General features: G+C 66.9%; 17 protein-coding genes. 12 read left to right on the top strand and 5 right to left on the bottom strand.

Translation table 11 applies throughout. The features are described from left to right. Nucleotides 1–18 precede the first annotated feature (18 nt). From CSC94_RS13900 to CSC94_RS13915, 4 genes are read right to left on the bottom strand one after another with little or no spacing between them, the layout of a single operon-like run. A complete protein-coding gene (locus CSC94_RS13900) occupies nt 19–1,122 on the bottom strand; it encodes a DUF1513 domain-containing protein (RefSeq protein WP_245408349.1) in 1,104 nt (367 codons plus the stop codon). Nucleotides 1,123–1,124: 2 nt separating this feature from the next. Further along, on the bottom strand, nt 1,125–2,213 hold the full coding sequence (locus CSC94_RS13905) for an imelysin family protein (protein ID WP_099306960.1): 1,089 nt from the start codon (nt 2,211–2,213) through the stop codon (nt 1,125–1,127). Continuing rightward, nucleotides 2,213–3,775 (bottom strand): di-heme oxidoreductase family protein, encoded by a 1,563-nt coding sequence (locus CSC94_RS13910; RefSeq protein ID WP_245408350.1) that lies wholly within the window; start codon nt 3,773–3,775, stop codon nt 2,213–2,215. Before CSC94_RS13910 ends, CSC94_RS13905 begins: the two co-directional genes overlap by 1 nt. Nucleotides 3,776–3,800: 25 nt before the next feature. Beyond that, nucleotides 3,801–5,075 carry an imelysin family protein gene (locus CSC94_RS13915; RefSeq protein ID WP_425356521.1) on the bottom strand — a complete coding sequence of 425 codons (1,275 nt, stop codon included), beginning with the start codon at nt 5,073–5,075 and terminating at the stop codon, nt 3,801–3,803. Between the two features lie 229 nt (nt 5,076–5,304). Here CSC94_RS13915 and rirA point away from each other — a divergent pair, with 229 nt between their 5' ends. The 10 genes from rirA to CSC94_RS13965 all read left to right on the top strand — a co-directional run bounded on the left by rirA (nt 5,305) and on the right by CSC94_RS13965 (nt 16,056). Further along, entirely contained in the window at nt 5,305–5,748 is a 444-nt protein-coding gene (gene rirA / locus CSC94_RS13920; protein ID WP_099307082.1) for an iron-responsive transcriptional regulator RirA, read from the top strand. A gap of 115 nt (nt 5,749–5,863) precedes the next feature. Next, complete coding sequence (locus CSC94_RS13925) at nt 5,864–6,859, top strand: glucokinase (RefSeq protein ID WP_099306962.1); 996 nt, start codon at nt 5,864–5,866, stop codon at nt 6,857–6,859. A gap of 111 nt (nt 6,860–6,970) precedes the next feature. After that, a complete protein-coding gene (locus CSC94_RS13930) occupies nt 6,971–8,008 on the top strand; it encodes a cupin domain-containing protein (RefSeq protein ID WP_099306963.1) in 1,038 nt (345 codons plus the stop codon). Beyond that, nucleotides 8,005–8,712 carry a fumarylacetoacetate hydrolase family protein gene (locus tag CSC94_RS13935; protein ID WP_099306964.1) on the top strand — a complete coding sequence of 236 codons (708 nt, stop codon included), beginning with the start codon at nt 8,005–8,007 and terminating at the stop codon, nt 8,710–8,712. Before CSC94_RS13930 ends, CSC94_RS13935 begins: the two co-directional genes overlap by 4 nt. A 249-nt stretch (nt 8,713–8,961) precedes the next feature. Then, nucleotides 8,962–9,930, top strand: coding sequence for a TAXI family TRAP transporter solute-binding subunit (locus CSC94_RS13940; protein WP_099306965.1), 969 nt, complete (start codon nt 8,962–8,964; stop codon nt 9,928–9,930). 186 nt (nt 9,931–10,116) lie between these two features. Further along, nucleotides 10,117–12,741 (top strand): TRAP transporter permease, encoded by a 2,625-nt coding sequence (locus CSC94_RS13945; protein WP_099306966.1) that lies wholly within the window; start codon nt 10,117–10,119, stop codon nt 12,739–12,741. 13 nt (nt 12,742–12,754) lie between these two features. Further along, entirely contained in the window at nt 12,755–13,189 is a 435-nt protein-coding gene (locus tag CSC94_RS13950; protein ID WP_099306967.1) for a universal stress protein, read from the top strand. 6 nt (nt 13,190–13,195) lie between these two features. Further along, entirely contained in the window at nt 13,196–14,524 is a 1,329-nt protein-coding gene (locus CSC94_RS13955; protein ID WP_099306968.1) for an aspartate aminotransferase family protein, read from the top strand. Continuing rightward, complete coding sequence (locus CSC94_RS13960) at nt 14,521–15,303, top strand: beta-keto acid cleavage family enzyme (RefSeq protein ID WP_099306969.1); 783 nt, start codon at nt 14,521–14,523, stop codon at nt 15,301–15,303. Before CSC94_RS13955 ends, CSC94_RS13960 begins: the two co-directional genes overlap by 4 nt. 75 nt (nt 15,304–15,378) lie before the next feature. Continuing rightward, on the top strand, nt 15,379–16,056 hold the full coding sequence (locus tag CSC94_RS13965; protein ID WP_099306970.1) for a response regulator: 678 nt from the start codon (nt 15,379–15,381) through the stop codon (nt 16,054–16,056). Between the two features lie 18 nt (nt 16,057–16,074). Here CSC94_RS13965 and CSC94_RS13970 read toward each other — a convergent pair whose 3' ends face one another. Then, a complete protein-coding gene (locus CSC94_RS13970; protein WP_165784436.1) occupies nt 16,075–17,028 on the bottom strand; it encodes a ChaN family lipoprotein in 954 nt (317 codons plus the stop codon). Between the two features lie 144 nt (nt 17,029–17,172). Between CSC94_RS13970 and CSC94_RS13975 the strand changes: the two genes are divergently transcribed. Together CSC94_RS13975 and CSC94_RS13980 are read left to right on the top strand one after the other, a co-directional pair. Continuing rightward, nucleotides 17,173–18,366, top strand: coding sequence for a pyridoxal phosphate-dependent aminotransferase (locus CSC94_RS13975; protein WP_099306972.1), 1,194 nt, complete (start codon nt 17,173–17,175; stop codon nt 18,364–18,366). Next, nucleotides 18,363–19,196, top strand: coding sequence for an isocitrate lyase/PEP mutase family protein (locus CSC94_RS13980; RefSeq protein WP_099306973.1), 834 nt, complete (start codon nt 18,363–18,365; stop codon nt 19,194–19,196). The genes CSC94_RS13975 and CSC94_RS13980 overlap by 4 nt, the downstream gene beginning before the upstream one ends. Nucleotides 19,197–19,199 lie beyond the last annotated feature (3 nt).

The raw sequence follows: 19,199 nt of genomic DNA on the forward strand, positions 1-19,199 counted from the left end.
CGACGCCACAGCGGCGGGTCAGCCGGTCCGCGGCGCAGCCACGGCCAGGTGGTTGTCAAAGGCAAAGCCGCAGGTGCGGTCGAGCGACCCGCGGTGAAAGGTGCCGTCGCCCGACGAGGAAACCAGGCCGGCGTCGAGAAAGGCTATGCCGCAGCCATCGTGCAGCGTTTCGCTTTTCAGGATGCGGCCATCGGCGGGCGATGCCCAGGCGACCAGATTGCCACGCGGCGAGGACAGGGCGAGCGTGCTGCCATCGGCGGAGAGCGCGACCGAGCCGACATAGTTGCGAAAGGCGGCGACTTCGCCTGCGGGGCGCTCGAAGAGCCGCATCGTCTCGCCCGGCGCGGCGGTTCCCCACAGCGGCGGCAGGTCGGTGGCCGGCCCCTCGTACTGGCAGCCGAACAGCACCCGGCCGTCGGGTGCGGCCGCCATGTGGCGGATCGACAGCTGGTGCAGGGCGGCCGGCGGTTCATGGCGCTCGATCAGCCGGCCGGTCGCCGCATCGATGAAGACGAGCGAAGGTTTCATGCGATCGATGTTCAGCTTGGCGCGGCCGAAATCGGGATGGGTCTCGATGCCGCCGTTGCAGACAGCAAGCGTCCTGCCGTCCGGCAGCAGCAGGATTTCGTGCGGGCCGGTGCCGTGGCTGTCGAACTCGCCGATGCGGCGGAAGCGGCTGCCCGCATCATAGACACCGACAACGCCGCTGGCCGTCTCGTAGTCGTTCTCGGTGGCATAGAGCAGGCGTCCGTTGCGGGAGAAGGCGCCGTGGCCGAAGAAGTGCCGCCCTTCCGGCGCGTGGAAGGCAACCGGCTCCACCCCGCCCGCGGGGTGAAAGGCAAGGGCGAAATTGCCCGGCCGGCGGGCGAAGGCGACGAAGAGCCCGCCATCGGGATGGACGGCAACGTCATGGCCGCGCGCGGGCAGGTCGACCCGCGTGACAGTTTCGCCCCGTTCGTTCAGCAGGACCGCGCCGTAGGCCCCGTCGGCGAAGCGGCAGGCGGAGGCGATCAGCGCATCGCCGGTCATCGCGGCTTCAGCGCCGCGTGGCGCCAGAGCGGACAGGAAGGCGTATCCCGCACCGGCGAGGAAAGCCCTGCGGTCGATGACATGGCCGTTCACGATCAGTCTCCATCCAGCGATGAGAACCCGGCAGCAAGCCCGTAGCCGCCGAGAATGCCGGTCTTGGCCAGCTTGTTGAGGTGGCTCGCGCCCTGCTCGGCGAGGACCAGCAGGTCATGGCCCTGGCGCGTCGCGGCAGCCTCGTGCGCCGGGCGGTCGAGCTTGTCGAGAAAACCGACGGCCGACTGCGTTTCGAAGTCGAGATTGCGCACCGCGTAGCGCTCCTCGTAGTCGAGGTGGCGGAGCGCATCGCTGTTCCCAGCCAGTGCTTCCAGCCCCAGGAAATCCTGGCGCAGGGCCGCGGCGGTGAGGCCGGACCGCCACCAGATGGCGGCCTTGGGGCGGGCGTCCGCCGGCGTCTCGCCAAGGAACGGCGCAATGCGCGTCTCGGCGATCAGTTCGTAGCCGTTTGGCATGACCTTCAGGATGGCGGCGACGGCCTCGTCCTGGCTGGCATAGAGCGGATTGCCGTCGCCTGGATGGGTGAGCAGGCGCACGGTCTCGCTTCCGGCGGCCCAGCCGGCGACGAGATCGCCGGCCATGCGGTGCAGGTTGGCGGCGATCGCCGCGCCGACCCGGCAGCGCCAGTCTCCAGCGGGCTCGCCCGCCAGGTCGCTGGCGCCGGACCCGAACAACACGAATTCCAGCGCGGGCAGGCCCTGCAGCGCGGCGCTCTTCTGCGCCATGGCGCCTCCATCCAGCGCGCCGGGAGCGGGTTTCGCCAGCAGGCCCTGGATCTGGCGCAGGCCGATGCCGCGGCGGTCCGGATAGAAAAGGATCTTCTCGAGCCGGTTGTCCTCGCGCACCGGGCCGAACTGGACGAACTCGATGAAGCTCCACGCTTCGACGGTTCCGGCAAAGGCATCGCGCGCCGCCTGGAGCGGCGGCTCACCAGGGGCCTTGCAGAGTGCCGTCATGGCGGTCTCCAGCGTCCCGGTGGCGTCCCGGAATGCCGTGTAGGCCGGGCGGATATGGTTCTCGATGGCCGCCCGGACCACGGCTGCCTTGTCGGCCGTGCTGGCCGCACAGGCCGGCAGGGCGAGCAGCGCTGTGGCCGTCACAAGGGCGAGCACGTGGGTTGTCAAGCGCATCAAAGAGACTCCAGGAACGTGATGAGGGCGTTGCGATCGGCCTTGTCCATGGCGGCGAAACGGTCGCGGGATGCCTCGGCTTCTCCCCCGTGCCAGAGGATGGCCTCGGACAGGCTGCGGGCCCGTCCGTCATGCAGAAAGAAAGTATGGCCGCTGACCACTTCTGTCAGGCCGATGCCCCAAAGCGGCGGCGTGCGCCACTCCCTGCCCGTGGCGACCCCGACCGGCTGGCCATCGGCGAGGCCGTCGCCCATGTCGTGCAGCAGGAAATCGGAATAGGGCCAGATCAGCTGGAAGGCCTGTGCCTTGTTGGCGGCATCGCGGCGGGTGACGAATTTCGGCCGGTGGCATGCGGTGCAGCCGCTGTCATAGAACAGCTGCTTGCCGCGAAGCACCTGCGGGCTGTCGACATCGCGGCGGGCCGGAACGGCGAGGTTCTCGGAATAGAAGGTGACGAGATCGAGCACCGGGTCCGGCGCCTCGGTATCGCCGAGCCGGTCCTGCACCCCGGTCGGCATGCCCAGGCAGGCAGCTTCGGCCTCCGTGCAATCGCCGTGGCTTCGCCGCACGTCCGGCGTGGAAATGCCGATGTCGCCGGCGAAGGCCTCGGCGCTCTGTTCGCGAACCGAGGCATTCTGCGCCTTCCAGCCGAAACGGCCGAGCACGGGGGCGTCCCGCGTCGTGCCGCGTGCCAGGGCCACGCGGCCGGAGATGCCATCGCCGTCAGCGTCCTTCGGATCGGCTCCGGCGGCAATGTCGGCCGGGTGGATGGCCTGGATCAGGCCCATGCCGATCATCGGGTTGGCGACGCGGGGCGAGAGGGTGGTTCCCGGCGCCAGCGGGCCATAGGCGAGATCGGCGACGGCGTAGCGGGGATGGCGCAGGGTGACGACGGTTCCGTCCCCCAGGGTCACCGGTTTTTCAGCGTAGTCGATGACCATCCGCCCCTCGGCCTTCAGGCCGGGAACCGCCTGGTCCTGCAACTGCCCGCCATAGACCGGGTCGGGCATGTTGGGAGCGACGAAATTCTCCAGTTCGGCGCGCTCCTGCGCGCTTACGGGGCCGCGGGCGAGGCGAAGGAACATGGACGTGGCATCGCTGCTGCCTTCGGGCGGATGGCCGCGGCCGTCCTTCAGGTGGCAGGTCTGGCAGGCGCGGGCATTGAACAGGGGGCCGAGGCCATCGGAGGCCTGGGTGGAGGAGGGAGAGGAGACCCAGAGCTTGCGGAACAGGGCATTGCCGAGCTTGAAGGTCTCTTCCTCCCTGAACGTCAGGTTGGCCGAGGGATGGGAGAAGGCATCGTGATTGACGAGCTTCGTCGAGGTGGCCGCGCCACCGGACATGGTCTCGAACCGTTCTGCCCTGGAAAAATCGGTGGCGGGCCGGGTCACTGCCTCCACCCGCCGGCTGTCGCTTGCGGACAGATCACTCCGCGCCGGCGGGAAGCGGAAACCGTCGGCGGGCGGTTCCGCGCCTGCCGGACCGGCAAGGCTTGCCAGGAAGACGGTTGCCGCCGCCATGGTGTGGCGGCGGCGCTCTCGCAGGACCGGAAGGGCTCTCATGCGTGGTGTCAGCATGGTCCGACCGTCACTGGAAAACCGCGTTCGGACTGTCGAGGCTGTCGGAGCCTTCCAGCCTGACGCCGTCGAGACCGAGAGCGGCGATGACCCGCTCGATGGACCGGGTCTGGTCGATCAGTGCGTCGATGGCGGCCTGAACGGTTGCATTTCCTTCGTCATTGCCCTCGGCGATCATCTGGTCGTAGGCTTCGCCGGACTCCGCACGGTCCGCCATCGCGCGCATGGCCGCGACCGTCGCGTCGAGCTTGCCGCGCAACTCTGCGTCGAGCTCCGGGTCTTTCGCGGCCACGACGCCGGAGATGGAGGGACCCTCGACAACCGAACCATCCACGCGTTCATAGCGTCCGAGATAGACATTGCGGATGCCGATCGCGTCGTAGAGGTGCGACTTGTCGGTATTGTCGGAGAAGCAATCGTGCTCCTCCTCCGGATCGTGCAGCAGCAGGCCGAGTTTCATACGCTCGCCGGCGAGTTCGCCGTAGGAGAGCGATCCCATGCCGGTGAGGATGGCGGCCAGGCCGCTCTTGCCGTCGAGGGCTTCGCGCGCCGCGCCGCCGGCTTTCCAGTTGGCGACCATCTCTTCCAGATCGGAGACGAGCAGCGCCGTGGCCGCGGCGAGGTATTCGCCGCGCCGGTCGCAATGGCCGTGGGTGCAGGCCTTGCCGCCGGCATAGTCGGTCCACGGGCGGTCGCCGGCTCCCGGCCCGCTGCCGTTCAGGTCCTGGCCCCAGAGCAGGAACTCGATGGCATGGTATCCGGTGGCGACATTGGCCTCGATGTCGCCTGCTTCCTGCAGGGTTCCGCTCAGCAACGCCGGGGTGATGGCGGACACGTCGGTCGTCCTGCCGTTGATGACGATGGTCGAACTGGCGATGACATTGGCGGTGTAGAGCGAATTGCGGTCGCTCTCGGTGCCGTAGGACGGGGCGACGTAATCAATCAGTCCCTCGTCCAGCGGCCAGGCGTTCACGCGGCCTTCCCATGCGTCAACGACCGGGTTGCCGAAACGGAACGCCTCGGTCTGCTGGTAGGGCGGGCGGGCTGCCCGCCAGGCATCGCGGGCGGCGCCGAAGGTCTCGGGCGACGGGTCGGCAATGAGCGCCCGGGCAGCGTCGTCGAGGTTGCGAGCCGTCGCCAGCGCGTCCTCGTAGCCGGCCAGGGCGAGGTCGGCATAGGTGCTGACGACAGTGTCGGCATCTGCGGCCATGGCGGCGGGCGTTGATGTCGCCAGCAGCACGGCGGCAAGGGCGGGGACGAGGCAGTTCCGGGTCGGCAGTTTCAAGGTTCTTCCCTCCAGGCAAGTGGTCCAGCCGTCCCGAACGCGTGCCGAAGGGATCGGCGCCCGGGTAATCCCGGGAGCCGCCGTCTCCGTCACCGCATCACGAAAGGGGTCAAGGGCCAGACGTCGCAGTGTTGCCAAAGCGATAGGAAGGGTTGAAAGAAGAGTCAAATAGTCTAGTTTGGAAACGTTCCAGAGTGCCCCGCCGGCGGGCCCGTTCGAGGATGACGACATGCGGCTGACGCGCCAGACGAACTATGCCATGCGAATGATGATGTATTGCGCGGCCAATCCGAAGGACCTGAGCCGTGTTCCGGAAATCGCCAAGGCCTATGGCGTGTCGGAACTCTTCCTGTTCAAGATCCTGCATCCGCTGGTCGATGCCGGTCTGATGGTGACGGTGCGCGGGCGCAATGGCGGCGTGAAGCTCGCCCGGGCGGCCGGCGAGATCACGCTGCTCGATGTCGTGCGGGTGACGGAGGAGAACTTCGTCATGGCCGAGTGTTTCGAGAACGATGCGGCAGACTGCCCGCTCATCGACGCCTGCGCCCTCAACGCAGCGCTGCGCAAGGCGCTGAACGCCTTCTTCGAGGTGCTGGCCGGCTACACGGTCGCCGACCTGGTGCGAAACCGTCCCGGGATGAACGCGCTGCTTGGGCTCGAACCGGCCGCCTGACTCTTCCCGCCATTGCTTGTACGGCCGGGCGGGCGCGGGCAAAGGCTGGACACGGACCGGGTTTCTTTCCATACCGTGACAGTTCTGCGCGAAGGGAGGAAACGCGACCGTGACCATGTCTTTTCCGGTGATCGCCGGTGATGTCGGCGGCACGAATTCCCGGTTTCGTCTCATCGGTCCGGACGGGGCCGCGCTGGGCGAGACACTGACGCTGAAGAATGCCGCCTATCCCTCGATCATCGAGGCGCTGACGGCGGCCTACCCGGCCGACGTGATCCGTGCCGCGCAGACGCTGGTGATCGCCGTCGCCTGCCCTGTGGACGAACCTCCCTTCCACCTGACCAACGCGCCCTGGGTGATCGATCCGGCAGCGGTGAAGGCGGCGCTCGGGCTGTCGCAGGTCCACGTGATGAACGACTTCATGGCACAGGGGCTTGCCTGCGCCAGCCTGCCGCTCGACACGATGCAGCAGATCGGCGGCCATCCGCGCGAGGAGGCGGCTCCCCGGGTCGTGGTCGGGCCGGGGACGGGGCTCGGCGTGGCGCAACTGATCCGCGCCTGCGGCAAGTGGATCGTGATCCCGGGCGAGGGCGGGCATCTCGATCTCGGGCCGCGCACGGAACGGGAATTCGCACTCTGGCCGCACCTGGAAATGCGCGGCTGCCGGCTGGAAGTGGAAATGGCCGTTTCGGGGCAGGGCCTGGAAAACCTCTACCGTGGCCTTCGGCGTCTGGACCGGCACCCCGACCGCGAGGAGGCCGTCAGCGCGGCGCAGGTGACCGAGAGGGCCCATTCGGGCGAAGCGCTTGCCGTCGAAGCGGTGACGCTGTTCACGACCATCCTCGCCCGGTTCTGCGGCGACCTGGCGCTGCTGACGCTGGCGCATGGCGGCGTCTATCTCGCCGGCGGCATGACGGCTCACCTGATCGACCTGGTGCGGGGGCCGGCATTCCGGCAGGCCTTCGAGGACAAGCCGCCGTTCTCCGGCATCATGGCCGAAATCCCGCTCTACCTGATGCCGGGCGGCACCCCGGCGCTGGACGGCATTGCCGCCTATGCGGCCGACCCGCAGGCCTTCGAAGTCGAGCGCGCCATCCACGTCACGCGGTAACGCGATTGACGCCGGACGCGGATGCGGATTAAATTAGTAAGAGTACGACCTATTATGGTCGGGCCGGCCGCTTGCGGCGGGCCAAACGGAATTCGGGAGGAAGGAAGCGTCATGAGCCAGCAACTCGGTACGCTTGAAGAACTGCCGCAGGATTATCGCGACGACATGGCCGCGGCGGGCGTCGCGCCGCTGTGGCCGATGATGCGCAACGTGTTGCCGCATGGCGCGCCGAACCCGGTGACCCGGCCCGGTTACTGGAATTACGGCAAGCTGCGGCCGCTGCTGATGCGGGCAGGCGAACTGACGCCGGTGGAAAAGGCGGAGCGGCGCGTGCTGGTGCTTTCCGATCCGGGCCGCGGCGTCGGCGCCATGCAGGCGACGGCCTCGATCTATCTCGGCATGCAACTGCTGCTGCCCGGCGAGACGGCGCCGGCCCACGTGCATACGCCCAGCGCGGTGCGGGTGATCGTCGAGGGCAAGGGCGGGTTCACCGTCGTCGATGGCGAGAAACTGCCGATGGAAGAGGGCGATCTCGTCCTGACGCCAGGCGGCGAATGGCACGATCACGGTCACGAGGGGACCGAGCCGGTGGTCTGGCTCGATGCGCTCGACCTGCCGGTGTTCTACTACCTGGAAGGGTCCTACGCGACCGAAGGGCCGCTGCAGGCGCAGCGCAACCGGCCGGATGCCAGCCAGGTGGAATATCTTGCCTCCGGCCTGGCACCGGCGCGCAAGCCCGGCGCCGGTGTGCGGCGCTACCCGATGATGCGATATCCGTGGACACGCACCGAGGCGGCTCTGCGCCAGGTGGCGGCCTATGGTGGCGATGCGACGGCGGAACTGGATTACGTCAACCCCGAGACCGGTGCGGACGTGCTGCCGACGATGGGCTTCACGGCGATGATGCTGCCGGCCGGCGCCAGCGAAGCGCCGCCGCTGCGGTCGGCCTCCTGCGCCTTTCACGTGGTCAAGGGACGGGGAAAGACGACGATCAACGGCGAAACCTTCGAGTGGGGACCGAAGGACACGTTCTCGGCGCCCGTCTTCGCCGCGATCACGCACGAGGCGGCGGAGGAATCCTTCCTGATCCGGGTTCACGACCGTCCGCTGCAGGAAAAACTTGGCTATTACGAGGAGCGTGCCCGGTGAGCACAGACGCAACCCTTCTTTTCTCCGTTCCCGCCAGCCCGGTCGTGCCGGTCAAAGGCGAGACGGCAGGCTACCCGGTCCATCGCATTTTCTGCGTCGGGCGCAATTATGCCGCCCACGCGGCGGAAATGGGCGTCGAGGTCGATCGCGAGGCGCCGTTCTATTTCACCAAATCACCGAGCGCGATCGTGCTCAGCGGGGCAACGATCCCCTATCCGCCCGGCACGGAGAATTTCCATTACGAGATGGAATTCGTCGTGGCGATCGGCGCGCCGGTTTTCAAGGCCTCACGCGAAGAGGCGGCTGAGGCGGTCTACGGCTATGCCTGCGGGCTCGACATGACACGGCGCGACCTGCAACTGGCCGCGCGCGCCAAGCAGCGGCCGTGGGATCTCGGCAAGGACGTGGAGCAATCGGCCGCCATCGCGGAGATCACCAGGGCCGCCGCGTTCGGTGCGATCGGACCGCAGGCCATCCGGCTGACGGTCGATGGAGAGGTCAAGCAGGACGCGACGCTGGATGACCTGATCTGGAAAGTCGACGAGCTCGTCTCGCACCTGTCGGGCTACTACCACCTGCAGCCGGGCGACCTGATCTACACCGGAACGCCGGCCGGTGTCGGCCCGGTGACGGCGGGACAGGCGATCGCCGGAACGATCGACGGACTGGCCCCCGTGAACCTGACCATCGGCCAGCCGGAATAATCCACAGTTTTCCATCTGGACGTGCAGCCTGCCGGAAGCCGGGAGATCGTGTGTCTCCCGGCTTTTTCGTGCCTGAAGCCAAGCCAATACGACCGCCGGACAGCGTCTGTCACGGCGATCGGACTCACGTCGAGGCTCGAATGACGTCGTTTGCTGAAATTTTACCAAAGGGTTGACGATTGGCTTTTCCGCATGCCCAATAAACCTTCAACCGATGATCGACAGTTCAGATAACAAGGGAGAAGCAGGATGAAGAAGACCGTAGCTGGCGCCGTGATCTTCGCGACAGGAATGGTTTTTTCGGCCACGGCATTTGCCGCCGATCAGCAGTTCATCTCGATCGGTACCGGCGGCGTGACCGGCGTCTACTATCCGACGGGCGGTGCGATCTGCCGCCTGGTCAACAAGAACCGCAAGGAACACGGCATCCGCTGCTCGGTCGAGTCGACCGGCGGTTCCGTCTACAACATCAACACCGTGCGTGCCGGCGAACTGGAATTCGGCGTGGCCCAGTCCGACTGGCAGTACCATGCCTACAACGGCACCTCGAAGTTCGAGGAGCAGGGTCCGTGGAAGGAAGAGCGCGCGGTGTTCTCCGTCCATCCCGAGCCGTTCACCCTGGTCGTCCGCAAGGATACCGGCATCAAGGGCTTCGCGGACCTGAAGGGCAAGAAGGTCAACGTCGGCAATCCGGGATCGGGCCAGCGCGCGACCATGGAAGTGGTCATGAATGCCTTCGGCATGTCGATGAGCGATTTCGCGCTTGCCGCCGAGCTCAAGGGCTCCGAAATGGCGCAGGCGCTCTGTGACGGCAAGATCGACGCGATGATCTACACGATCGGCCATCCGGCCGCGGCCATCACCGAAGCGGCGACGACCTGCGACGTCGGACTGGTTTCGGTGGAAGGCGAGCCGATCGACAAGCTGGTCGGTGACAACCCCTACTACCGGACAGCGGTCATCCCGGGCGGGACCTATCGCGGGACCGACGAGGACGTGAAGACCTTCGGCGTCGGCGCGACCTTCATTACCTCCGCCGCCGTTTCGGACGACGTGGTCTACACGGTGGTCAAGGCCGTGTTCGACAACTTCGATGACTTCAAGAAGCTGCATCCCGCCTTCGCCAACCTGAAGGAAGAGGAGATGATCAAGGACGGTCTCTCCGCTCCGCTGCACGACGGTGCGGTGAAGTACTACAAGGAGCGCGGCTGGATGTAAGTCCGCCGGCATCAACGGGTTGATGACCCGGCGGGCATGGAGCCCAGGCGGGTCTGACCTTGCGGGCCGGGTGGCAGTGCTGCCCGGCCCGCCGTGTATCGGGCCGTGCCCGTCGCCTGCAACGACAGACAGGCGGCCGCCCACGACATAGGCGGCACAACGAGGGAACAAGCGAGGGACGCGCTGATGACCGGGTCGTCGGAACAGAAAAGGCCGGATGTCGATGTCGACATGATGGTCGCGGAAGTGGAGAGCGGCGCACGCAACGCGGCCGGATGGGCGGGCAAGTTCATCCTGGCGCTGTGTTTCACCTGGTCCCTGTTCCAGATCTACATCGCCTCGGGAATCCCCTACTCGCTGACCACGATGACCGGGATGAACCTGGTCTTCAACAGCCAGGAGGCGCGCCAGGTGCACCTGGCCTTCGCGCTTGCGCTGTCCATGCTGGCCTACCCGCTGTTCAAGTCGAGCCCGCGCGACCGCGTGCCGCTCTACGACTGGGGCCTGGCGATCCTCGGCGCGGCCTCCTGTCTCTACCTGTTGTGGTTCAAACAGGATATCGCCGACCGGGCCGGCCTGCCGACCACGGCCGACCTGGTGATCTCGGCCATCGGCATGATCTCGCTGGCCATCGCGGTGTTCCGCGCGCTTGGCCTGCCGCTGGTGATCGTCGCCTCGGTCTTCGTGTTCTACGTCTTCTTCGGCCACCTCGAGTTCATGCCCGAGGCGATCCAGTGGAAGGGCGCCTCCTTCGGCAAGGCGATGTGGCACTTCTGGATGCAGACGGAGGGCGTGTTCGGCGTGGCGCTCAGCGTCTCGGCCTCGATGATCTTTCTCTTCGTCCTGTTCGGATCGCTGCTGGAGAAGGCCGGCGCCGGCAACTATTTCATCAAGCTCGCATTCGCCCTGCTCGGCCACCTGCGCGGCGGCCCGGCCAAGGCGGCCGTCGTTGCCTCGGCGCTGTCGGGCCTCTATTCCGGATCGTCCATCGCCAACGTGGTGACGACCGGCACGTTCACCATTCCGCTGATGAAGCGCACGGGCTTCAAGCCCGAAAAGGCCGGCGCAGTGGAGGTGGCATCCTCGACCAACGGGCAGCTGACGCCGCCGGTGATGGGCGCGGCGGCCTTCCTCATTTCCGAGTTCACCGGCGTGGCCTACCCGGTGCTGATCAAGCACGCCTTCCTGCCGGCCATCATTTCCTACATCGCGCTGGTCTACATCGTTCACCTGGAAGCCCTGAAGATGGGCCTGAAGGGGCTGGAGAAGCCGAGCGCGGTCGGTACCATCGCGCAGAGGCTGGCCGGCGTGCTTTTCGGTTTCATCGCCATGGCGGTGGTGGCGATCGCCGTCTACTACGGTCTCGGCTGGATCAAGGTCGCGTTCCCGGACATGACCTTCTTCACGGCGATGCTCCTTTTCCTGGCGGGGTATGTCGGCCTGGTCTACTTCGCCGCCCAGCACCCGGACCTCGAAATGGACGATCCCAACGCGCCGATGGAGGTTCTGCCCCGGCCATGGGACGTGGCGATCACCGGGTTCCATTTCATCCTGCCGATCGTCATCCTGATCTGGAGCATCCTGATCGAGGGTCTGTCGCCGGCGACGTCGGCCTACTGGGCGACGGTGGCGATGATCTTCATCGTGCTGACCCAGAAGCCGCTCAAGCGGGTGCTGCGCGGCGAGGGCGGCATGGCGCAGGGATTCGGCGAGGGCTGGGCCGATTTCGTCGACGGCATGATCGCGGGTGCTCGCAACATGATCGGCATTGGTGTCGCCACCGGCGCGGCCGGTGTCATCGTCGGCACCGTGTCGCTGACCGGCCTGCACCAGGTTGTGGGCGAGTTTGTCGAGTTCCTTTCGGGCGGTTCGCTGATCGCCATGCTGCTGCTGGTGGCGGTAATGAGCCTCGTCCTCGGGATGGGATTGCCGACGACGGCCAACTACATCGTCGTGTCGTCGCTGATGGCGCCGGTGATCGTCTCTGTCGGTGCCGCGCAAGGGCTGATCGTGCCGCTGGTCGCGGTGCATCTCTTCGTGTTCTACTTCGGCATCCTGGCCGACGACACCCCACCGGTGGGGCTGGCCGCCTTCGCGGCCGCGGCCATATCGGGCGGCGACCCGATCCGCACCGGTATCCAGGGCTTCGCCTACGACATCCGCACCGCGCTGCTGCCGTTCCTGTTCATCTTCAACACGGAACTGCTGCTGATCGACGTGACGCTGGCCAAGGCGGTCTTCATCTTCATCGTCGCGGTAATCGCCATGATGCTGTTCGCGGCCGCTACGCAGGGCTATTTCCTCGCGCGGTCGCGCATCTGGGAATCGGTCGCGCTCCTGGTGGTCGCCTTCACGCTCTTCCGGCCGGGGTTCTGGCTCGACTACGTGCAGGCGCCGTTCGATGAGCGGCCGGGCGTGCAGGTTGTCGAACTGGCCGGCAAGGAACCGGCGAACAGCCAGTTGCGCATGGTGGTTCGCGGGCCCGACTTCGACAAGCCGGACCAGATCTCGGAACTGACCATCATGGCGAGCCTCGGGCAGCCGGGCGATGGCGAGGCGCGGCTGAACCAGGCCGGCCTGATGGTGCGCACCGAGGACGGCAAGGCCATCCTCGAGGAGCCGATGCCGGGAACGCCGTTCTTCACCCGGATGCAGGGGTTCGACTTCTACGGAGACCAGCCGGTCGAGATCGCCAAGGTCGAGCTGGACGCGGAGCGGATGCCGAAGGAAGTGTTCTACATCCCGGCACTGCTGCTTCTCGCCGTCGTGGTGCTGTTCCAGCGCCGCCGCCAGACCGTTCCGGCCTTCTGAGGGAGGACTATCGATGTACAAGACCATTCTCGTACCCGTCGATCTCGGCGACAGGGACGTCGCGCGGCGCAGCATCGACGTGGCGGCCGACATGGCGAAACGCTACGGCGCGGAAATCCATGTCATGACGGTAGTGCCGTCTTTCGGCTATGCCATCGTCGGCGCGGGTTTTCCGAAGGATTACGAAAAGCAGGTGCTGGAGACGGCGCGGACGTCGCTGAAAGCCTTCATGGACGAATGCGGCCTCGAGGGGCTGTCCGCCAAGGGGCATGTCGCGCATGGCACGATCTATGACGAGATCATGAAAGCGGCCGACACGCTGCAATGCGATCTCATCGTCATGGCCTCGCATCGTCCGGAACTGAAGGACTACCTGCTTGGCCCCAATGCCGCCCGGGTCGTGCGTCACGCCCGGCAATCGGTGTTCGTTGTGCGTGACGCAGGATGACAGACCATGGGCCAGGCCCATCTCTTCGGACGCAGCACTGGCGGTGATATTCCCGTCGCGGTCGGCGGCGACGGCTGCTACATCATCGACAGTACCGGCAAGCGCTATTTCGACGGATCGGGCGGGGCGGCGGTGTCCTGCCTGGGCCATTCCGACGCGACGGTCGCCGAGGCGATCAAGGGCCAGCTGGACCGGATCGCCTTTGCCCACACGGGTTTCTTTTCCTCCGCGCCGGCCGGCGACCTGGCAGACCTGCTGATCGCGCATGCGCCGGCGGGCATCGACCGCGTGTACCTGGTTTCGGGCGGATCGGAAGCGGTGGAGGCGGCGATCAAGCTCGCGCGCCAGTATTTCCTAGAAAAGGGCGAGCCGAAGCGCAGCCGCATCATCGCGCGGCGGCAGAGCTACCACGGCAACACGCTGGGCGCGCTGGCTGCCGGCGGCAACGAATGGCGGCGGGCGCAATTCGCGCCGCTGCTGGCGGAGACCTCGCACATCAGCCCGGTTTACGAATACCGCGGACGACAGGCCGGAGAGAGCGCGTTCGACTACGGACAGCGCGTAGCTAACGAACTGGAGACGGAAATCCAGCGCCTGGGCCCGGAAAACGTGATGGCCTTCATCGCCGAACCGGTGGTGGGAGCCACGGCCGGAGCGGTGCCGCCGGTGGAGGGCTATTTCAAGCGCATCCGCGAGATCTGCGACGCCCATGGCGTGCTGCTGATCCTCGACGAGGTGATGTGCGGCATGGGCCGAACGGGCACGCTGTTCGCCTGCGAGCAGGAGGGCGTCAGCCCGGACATCGTCACCATCGCCAAGGGGCTTGGCGCGGGCTACCAGCCGATCGGCGCCATGCTGTGCAGCGCGGCGATCTACGAGGCCATCGCCTCGGGCAGCGGATTCTTCCAGCACGGGCACACCTACATGGGCCACCCGCTGGCGGCGGCGGCGGCCTGCGCCGTGCTGAAGCGAATCACCCGGGACGGTCTCCTGGACAATGTCCTCGACAAGGGGGCAAAGCTCGATGCCCGCCTGAACGAGGTCTTCGGCCAGCATGCCCATGTCGGCGACATCCGCGGGCGCGGATTGTTCCGCGGGGTCGAATTCGTCGAGGACCGCGAGACGAAAAAGCCCTTCGATCCGAAGCGCGGCGTGGCCAAGGCCCTCAAGAAGGCGGCGTTTGAAGCGGGCCTGATCTGCTACCCGATGGGCGGCACGATCGATGGCGTCAACGGCGACCACGTGCTGCTGGCGCCGCCCTTCATCATCGATGACGGGCAGGTCGACGAGGTGGTCGACAAGCTTTCTCTCGCGGTCTCGAAGGTGCTTGGATGAGCGTCACGCCGCTGCCTCGCCTGATGGTCGCACCCAACGGGGCGCGGCGGACCAAGGCCGATCATCCCGCCCTGCCGGTGACCGTGGCCGAGACGGTGGCCGTTGCCGAGGCCTGTTTCGCCGCCGGGGCAGGCGGCCTGCACGCGCATGTCCGCGACGGAGAAGGGCGTCACGTGCTGGATGCCGGGCTTTACCGCGAACTCGTCGGCGAAATGGATATCCGCGTGCCGGGCATGGCCGTGCAGATCACGACGGAAGCGGTGGGGCGCTACTCGCCGGAGGAGCAGCGGGCGGTGGTCCGTGCCGTTATGCCGGACATGGTTTCCGTCGCGCTCGCGGAAATGATCCCCGACCCGGCCGACGTGGTTCAGGCGCGACGCTTCTATCACTGGGCGAACGAAGCGGGCATCGCCGTGCAGCACATCGTCTACGCGCCGGACCAGGTGGTGGCGCTGGGGCGCCAGGTGTCGGCCGGGGTGATCCCGCGCGACGACCTGCAGGTGCTGTTCGTGCTCGGCCGCTACACGGAAGGCCAACAGAGCAACCCGGACGACCTGAAACCTTTCCGCTCGGCGCTCGCGAGCACCGGCCTCTCGGCCGAATGGGCGCTGTGCGCCTTCGGCCAGGCCGAGACCGATTGCCTGCTGGCGGCCCTGGCTGCGTGCGGCAACGCGCGATGCGGCTTCGAGAACAGCCTGTGGAACCGCGACGGATCGCTGGCGCGCGACAATGTCGAGCGTATCGCGGAAGTCGTCCGGCTTGGCGGACTTGCCGGCTGACAGGGCGCCGTGCGATCCTCTCGCGTGTTCGAAAGTACAAATGACAGGCGAGAGGCAAGTGTGGTCTGCTGAAGCATGGCAAGGTTTCTGATCATCGACGACCATCCGCTTTTCCGTGAGGCGCTGCACAGCGCCCTGAAGAGCGTTTACCCGGAAGCGGAAGCGCTGGAGGCGCGCACCATCGCGGAAGCGCAGGAGATCCTCGGCAATTCCTCGTCGTTCGACCTGGCCCTGCTGGACCTGAACATTCCCGGCGTGCAGGGGTTCGAGGGACTGCTGCAGATCCGGACCGCCTGGCCGCGGCTGCCGGTGGTCGTGGTTTCCGGCCACGAGGACAACCGGATCATCCGGGAGGCGCTGTCCTACGGCGTGGCGGGCTTCATTCCGAAATCGGTGCGCAAGGCCGATCTCGCGGCAGCCATCAGCGAGGTGATGGATGGCGCCGTCTACGTGCCGTCCTCCTACGAGGCCGGGCCGGCCAACGAGGAAAGCCAGGACCGGGCCGAACTGGTCAAGCGGCTGGCGACGCTGACGCCGCAGCAGTTGCGCGTGCTGCAGATGTTGCGCCAGGGGTTGCTGAACAAGCAGATCGCCTATGAACTGCAGGTCGGCGAAACCACGGTCAAGGCGCATGTCTCCGAGATCCTGCGCAAGCTGTCGGTCTACAGCCGTACCCAGGCGGTGATCGAGGTGTCCAAGCTCGACGGCAGCGAACTCTTCCGCGAGAGCCAGGAATTCACGATCCCGACCTGATCGCGGACCGGCCGCAGGTCATTTCTTCCCGCCGGATTTTTCGGAAAAGCGTTCTTTCAGACCGGCGCAGGGATCGTCGATGTTCGCGCGCGGCGTGAGGATGACGAAGTCGTAGGGTTCGGAGCCGGCATAGTCGGCAAGGGCCGTCGACTCGCCGGTCTGCCGCAGCCCGATGGTGACGATGCTTGCGCCCGGAACCAGCTGCTTCAGGACGGCCGGCGCGCCGCGGTCGTCGCGCACGTGCCCGGCGCCGGCAACAAGAAAGGCACCGGTCTTCGCGTGGGCGGCCATCGCGGCCGCGAGCGACCCGTCGCGGGCCCGCTGAACGGTGACCATGGGCGCGGCCATGGCTTCCGGCATCATGCCGCAGTGGCTTTCGACCAGTTCCTGCTTCAGGCTTTGCGACGCAGCGTCGGCAAACGGCAGGTCGAGGCCGATGCGCCGCACCTCATCGGGCTGCAACGCGGCGGCACCCTTGCGGCCGATGGCGCGGATGACATCGCGGTCCAGGTCGCCGGCGACCAGCGGAAGACCGGCGGCCAGCGCCACGCTGGCAATCGGCCTGTAGATCTCCCAGGAGGGCCAGCCGCGTTTTTCCCAGTCGAGTGCGTCTCCGAGCTTGTCCGCGCCGATCCGGCCGGCCCTGTCGAGCACTGGCTGGAGACTGGCGGGGACCATTTCCAGCACCACGGCAGGCGTCCGGCCCGCGTCGACCAGGGATTTCAGAAGGTCGGCCTGGATACGGTGATGGTCCGGGTTGTCGTGAATTTCGCCGACCGCGACAAAGGCTGCGCCGGCAATCGCGTCAAGGAGCGCCTGTGACGAGACCGGTTCGCCGTTGCGCGCCACGATCGTTCCGTTGAGCGGATTATCGCGGAAATGGGTCGAGGTCCAGGTCGCCAGGTCCAGCGCCGGGGCGGGCAGGGCGAGAAACAGGCTTGCGGCAAGGGCTAGAAGGGCCGGTCTTATCATGCGAAGGCTTCCCGTTGTCTTCGTCCGAAACATGGCGCTGCGGCGGCCCGGATCAATAAGCACAAATGACGCATGGTTCACGCGTTTTGATCGGTCGTCGCGACAAGCCGTGGTAAGACTGGTGTCCAAACCAGAGGTAGAGCCATGCCGCATCTTTCCGACCGCGTTTCATCCATCCTGCAAGGCGGCAAGACCGGCTGGGAGGTGCATTTCCATGCGCTAGCGCGCCGTCAGGCGGGCGAGGACATCCTCATGGTCACCGCCGGCGACCACGATTTCGACACCCCGGCAGAGATCGTCGCGGCCTGCGACCGGGCGCTTCATGCAGGCTATCACCATTACACCCAGCTTGAAGGCATTCCGGCCCTGCGGCGCGCCATGGCCCGGGTCTCGGAGGAACTGACGGGGGTTGCGACGCGCCCGGACAACATCCTTGCCACCGGCGGCGGACAGGGCGCGCTTTACGCCGCGGTCCAGGCGGTGTGCGATCCGGGCAGCCATGCCGTCGTCTGCGCGCCCTATTATGCCACCTATCCCGGAACGTTCCGTGCGGCCGGCGCGGACTTCAGCCTTGTTCACGCGCGACCCGAAGACGGTTTCCAGCCCGGCGCGGAGGCCATCGAGGCGGCGGTGACGGAGCGGACGACGGCGATCCTCATCAACACGCCGAACAACCCCGCCGGCGCCATCTACTCGCGCGAGACCCTGAACGGGATCGCCGATGTCTGCCGGCGTCACGATCTCTGGCTCCTGTCGGACGAGGTCTACTGGAGCCATACCGGGGACCAGGCGCATCTCTCGCCGCGCAGCCTGCCGGACATGGCGGAGCGCACGCTGGTCATCAATTCCATGTCGAAGAGCCATGGCATGACCGGATGGCGGGTCGGCTGGCTGACTGGACCGGAAAGCGTCATCGGCCCGCTGGTGGGGCTCAATCTCGTCTCGACCTACGGGCTCAACGACTTCGTTTCCCATGCTGCGGTGGAGGCACTGGACCAGGCCTACGGGGTGGCCGAGATCACAGCGGTCTATGCTCGCCGGAGGGCGGCTTTCCGGGCGGCCATGGACGATTGCCCGGGTCTTCTCATCCGTGGCTCGGAGGGCGGCATCTACCTGATGGCGGACATCCGCGCGGTCAGCGCCGACGGCGAGGCCTTCGCGTGGGGGCTGCTGGAATCGGAAAACCTGGCGCTGATGCCCGGCGAGACCTTCGGGCCATCGACGGCAGGTCACGTTCGCGTCTCGTTGTGCCAGCCGGATGACGTGCTGGAGGAGGCAGCCCGGCGCATCCGCCGACACGTGGATTCGTTATTGGCCAAGAAAAGGGGGGCGGCATGACCCTCGACGCACGTCACCAGGCGTTTTTCGACCTGCACCAGTCCGGCTGTTTCGTCATTCCGAATCCCTGGGATATCGGTTCGGCGCGGATGATGGCGGCGGCCGGCGCCAGGGCGCTCGCCACGACGTCGGCAGGCTATGCCTTCACGCTCGGCCGTCCGGACATGGGCCGGGTCACGCGCGACGAGATGCTGGCCCACGCGCAGGCCATCGTCGGGGCAACGGCCCTGCCGGTTTCCGGCGACCTGGAAAACGGGTTCGATGACGACCCGGACGGTGTCGCGGAAACGATCCGCCTGGCGGCCGAGGCCGGGCTCTCCGGCTGTTCCATCGAGGATACCCGCATGGTCGAGGGGCACCCGGCCTACGATTTCGAGCTGGCGGTCGAGCGCATCAGGGCGGCTGCGTCAGCGGCCAGGGCGCTCGGGCGGCCCTTCGTCCTTTGCGCGCGGGCAGACGGCGTGATGAACGGAGCCTATGATCTTGGTGAGGCCCTGCGGCGGATCCGCGCCTTCGAGGCGGCCGGTGCCGACCTGCTCTACGTCCCGGTTCCGCCGGGCGTGGACGAATTGCGGCAGGTGGTGGCCGCCGTGCGCACCCCGGTCAACGCGCTTGCCGCGGGCCCCTTGCGCGACATCCGGGTGGCCGACTTCGCAGCGCTCGGCGTGCGGCGGATCTCGCTCGGCTCGACGCTGGCGCGGGCCGCCCAGACGGTGATTCGCGACCGCATGGCCGAGATCCTGGGCGAGGGCGATTTTTCCGGCCTCAAGAGCGCTGCGCCGGGCGGCGAGATCGACGCCATGCTGGCGAAGGGCGCCGACAAGGCCTGACCG

The organism is Zhengella mangrovi, assembly GCF_002727065.1.
Classification (GTDB): domain Bacteria; phylum Pseudomonadota; class Alphaproteobacteria; order Rhizobiales; family Rhizobiaceae; genus Zhengella; species Zhengella mangrovi.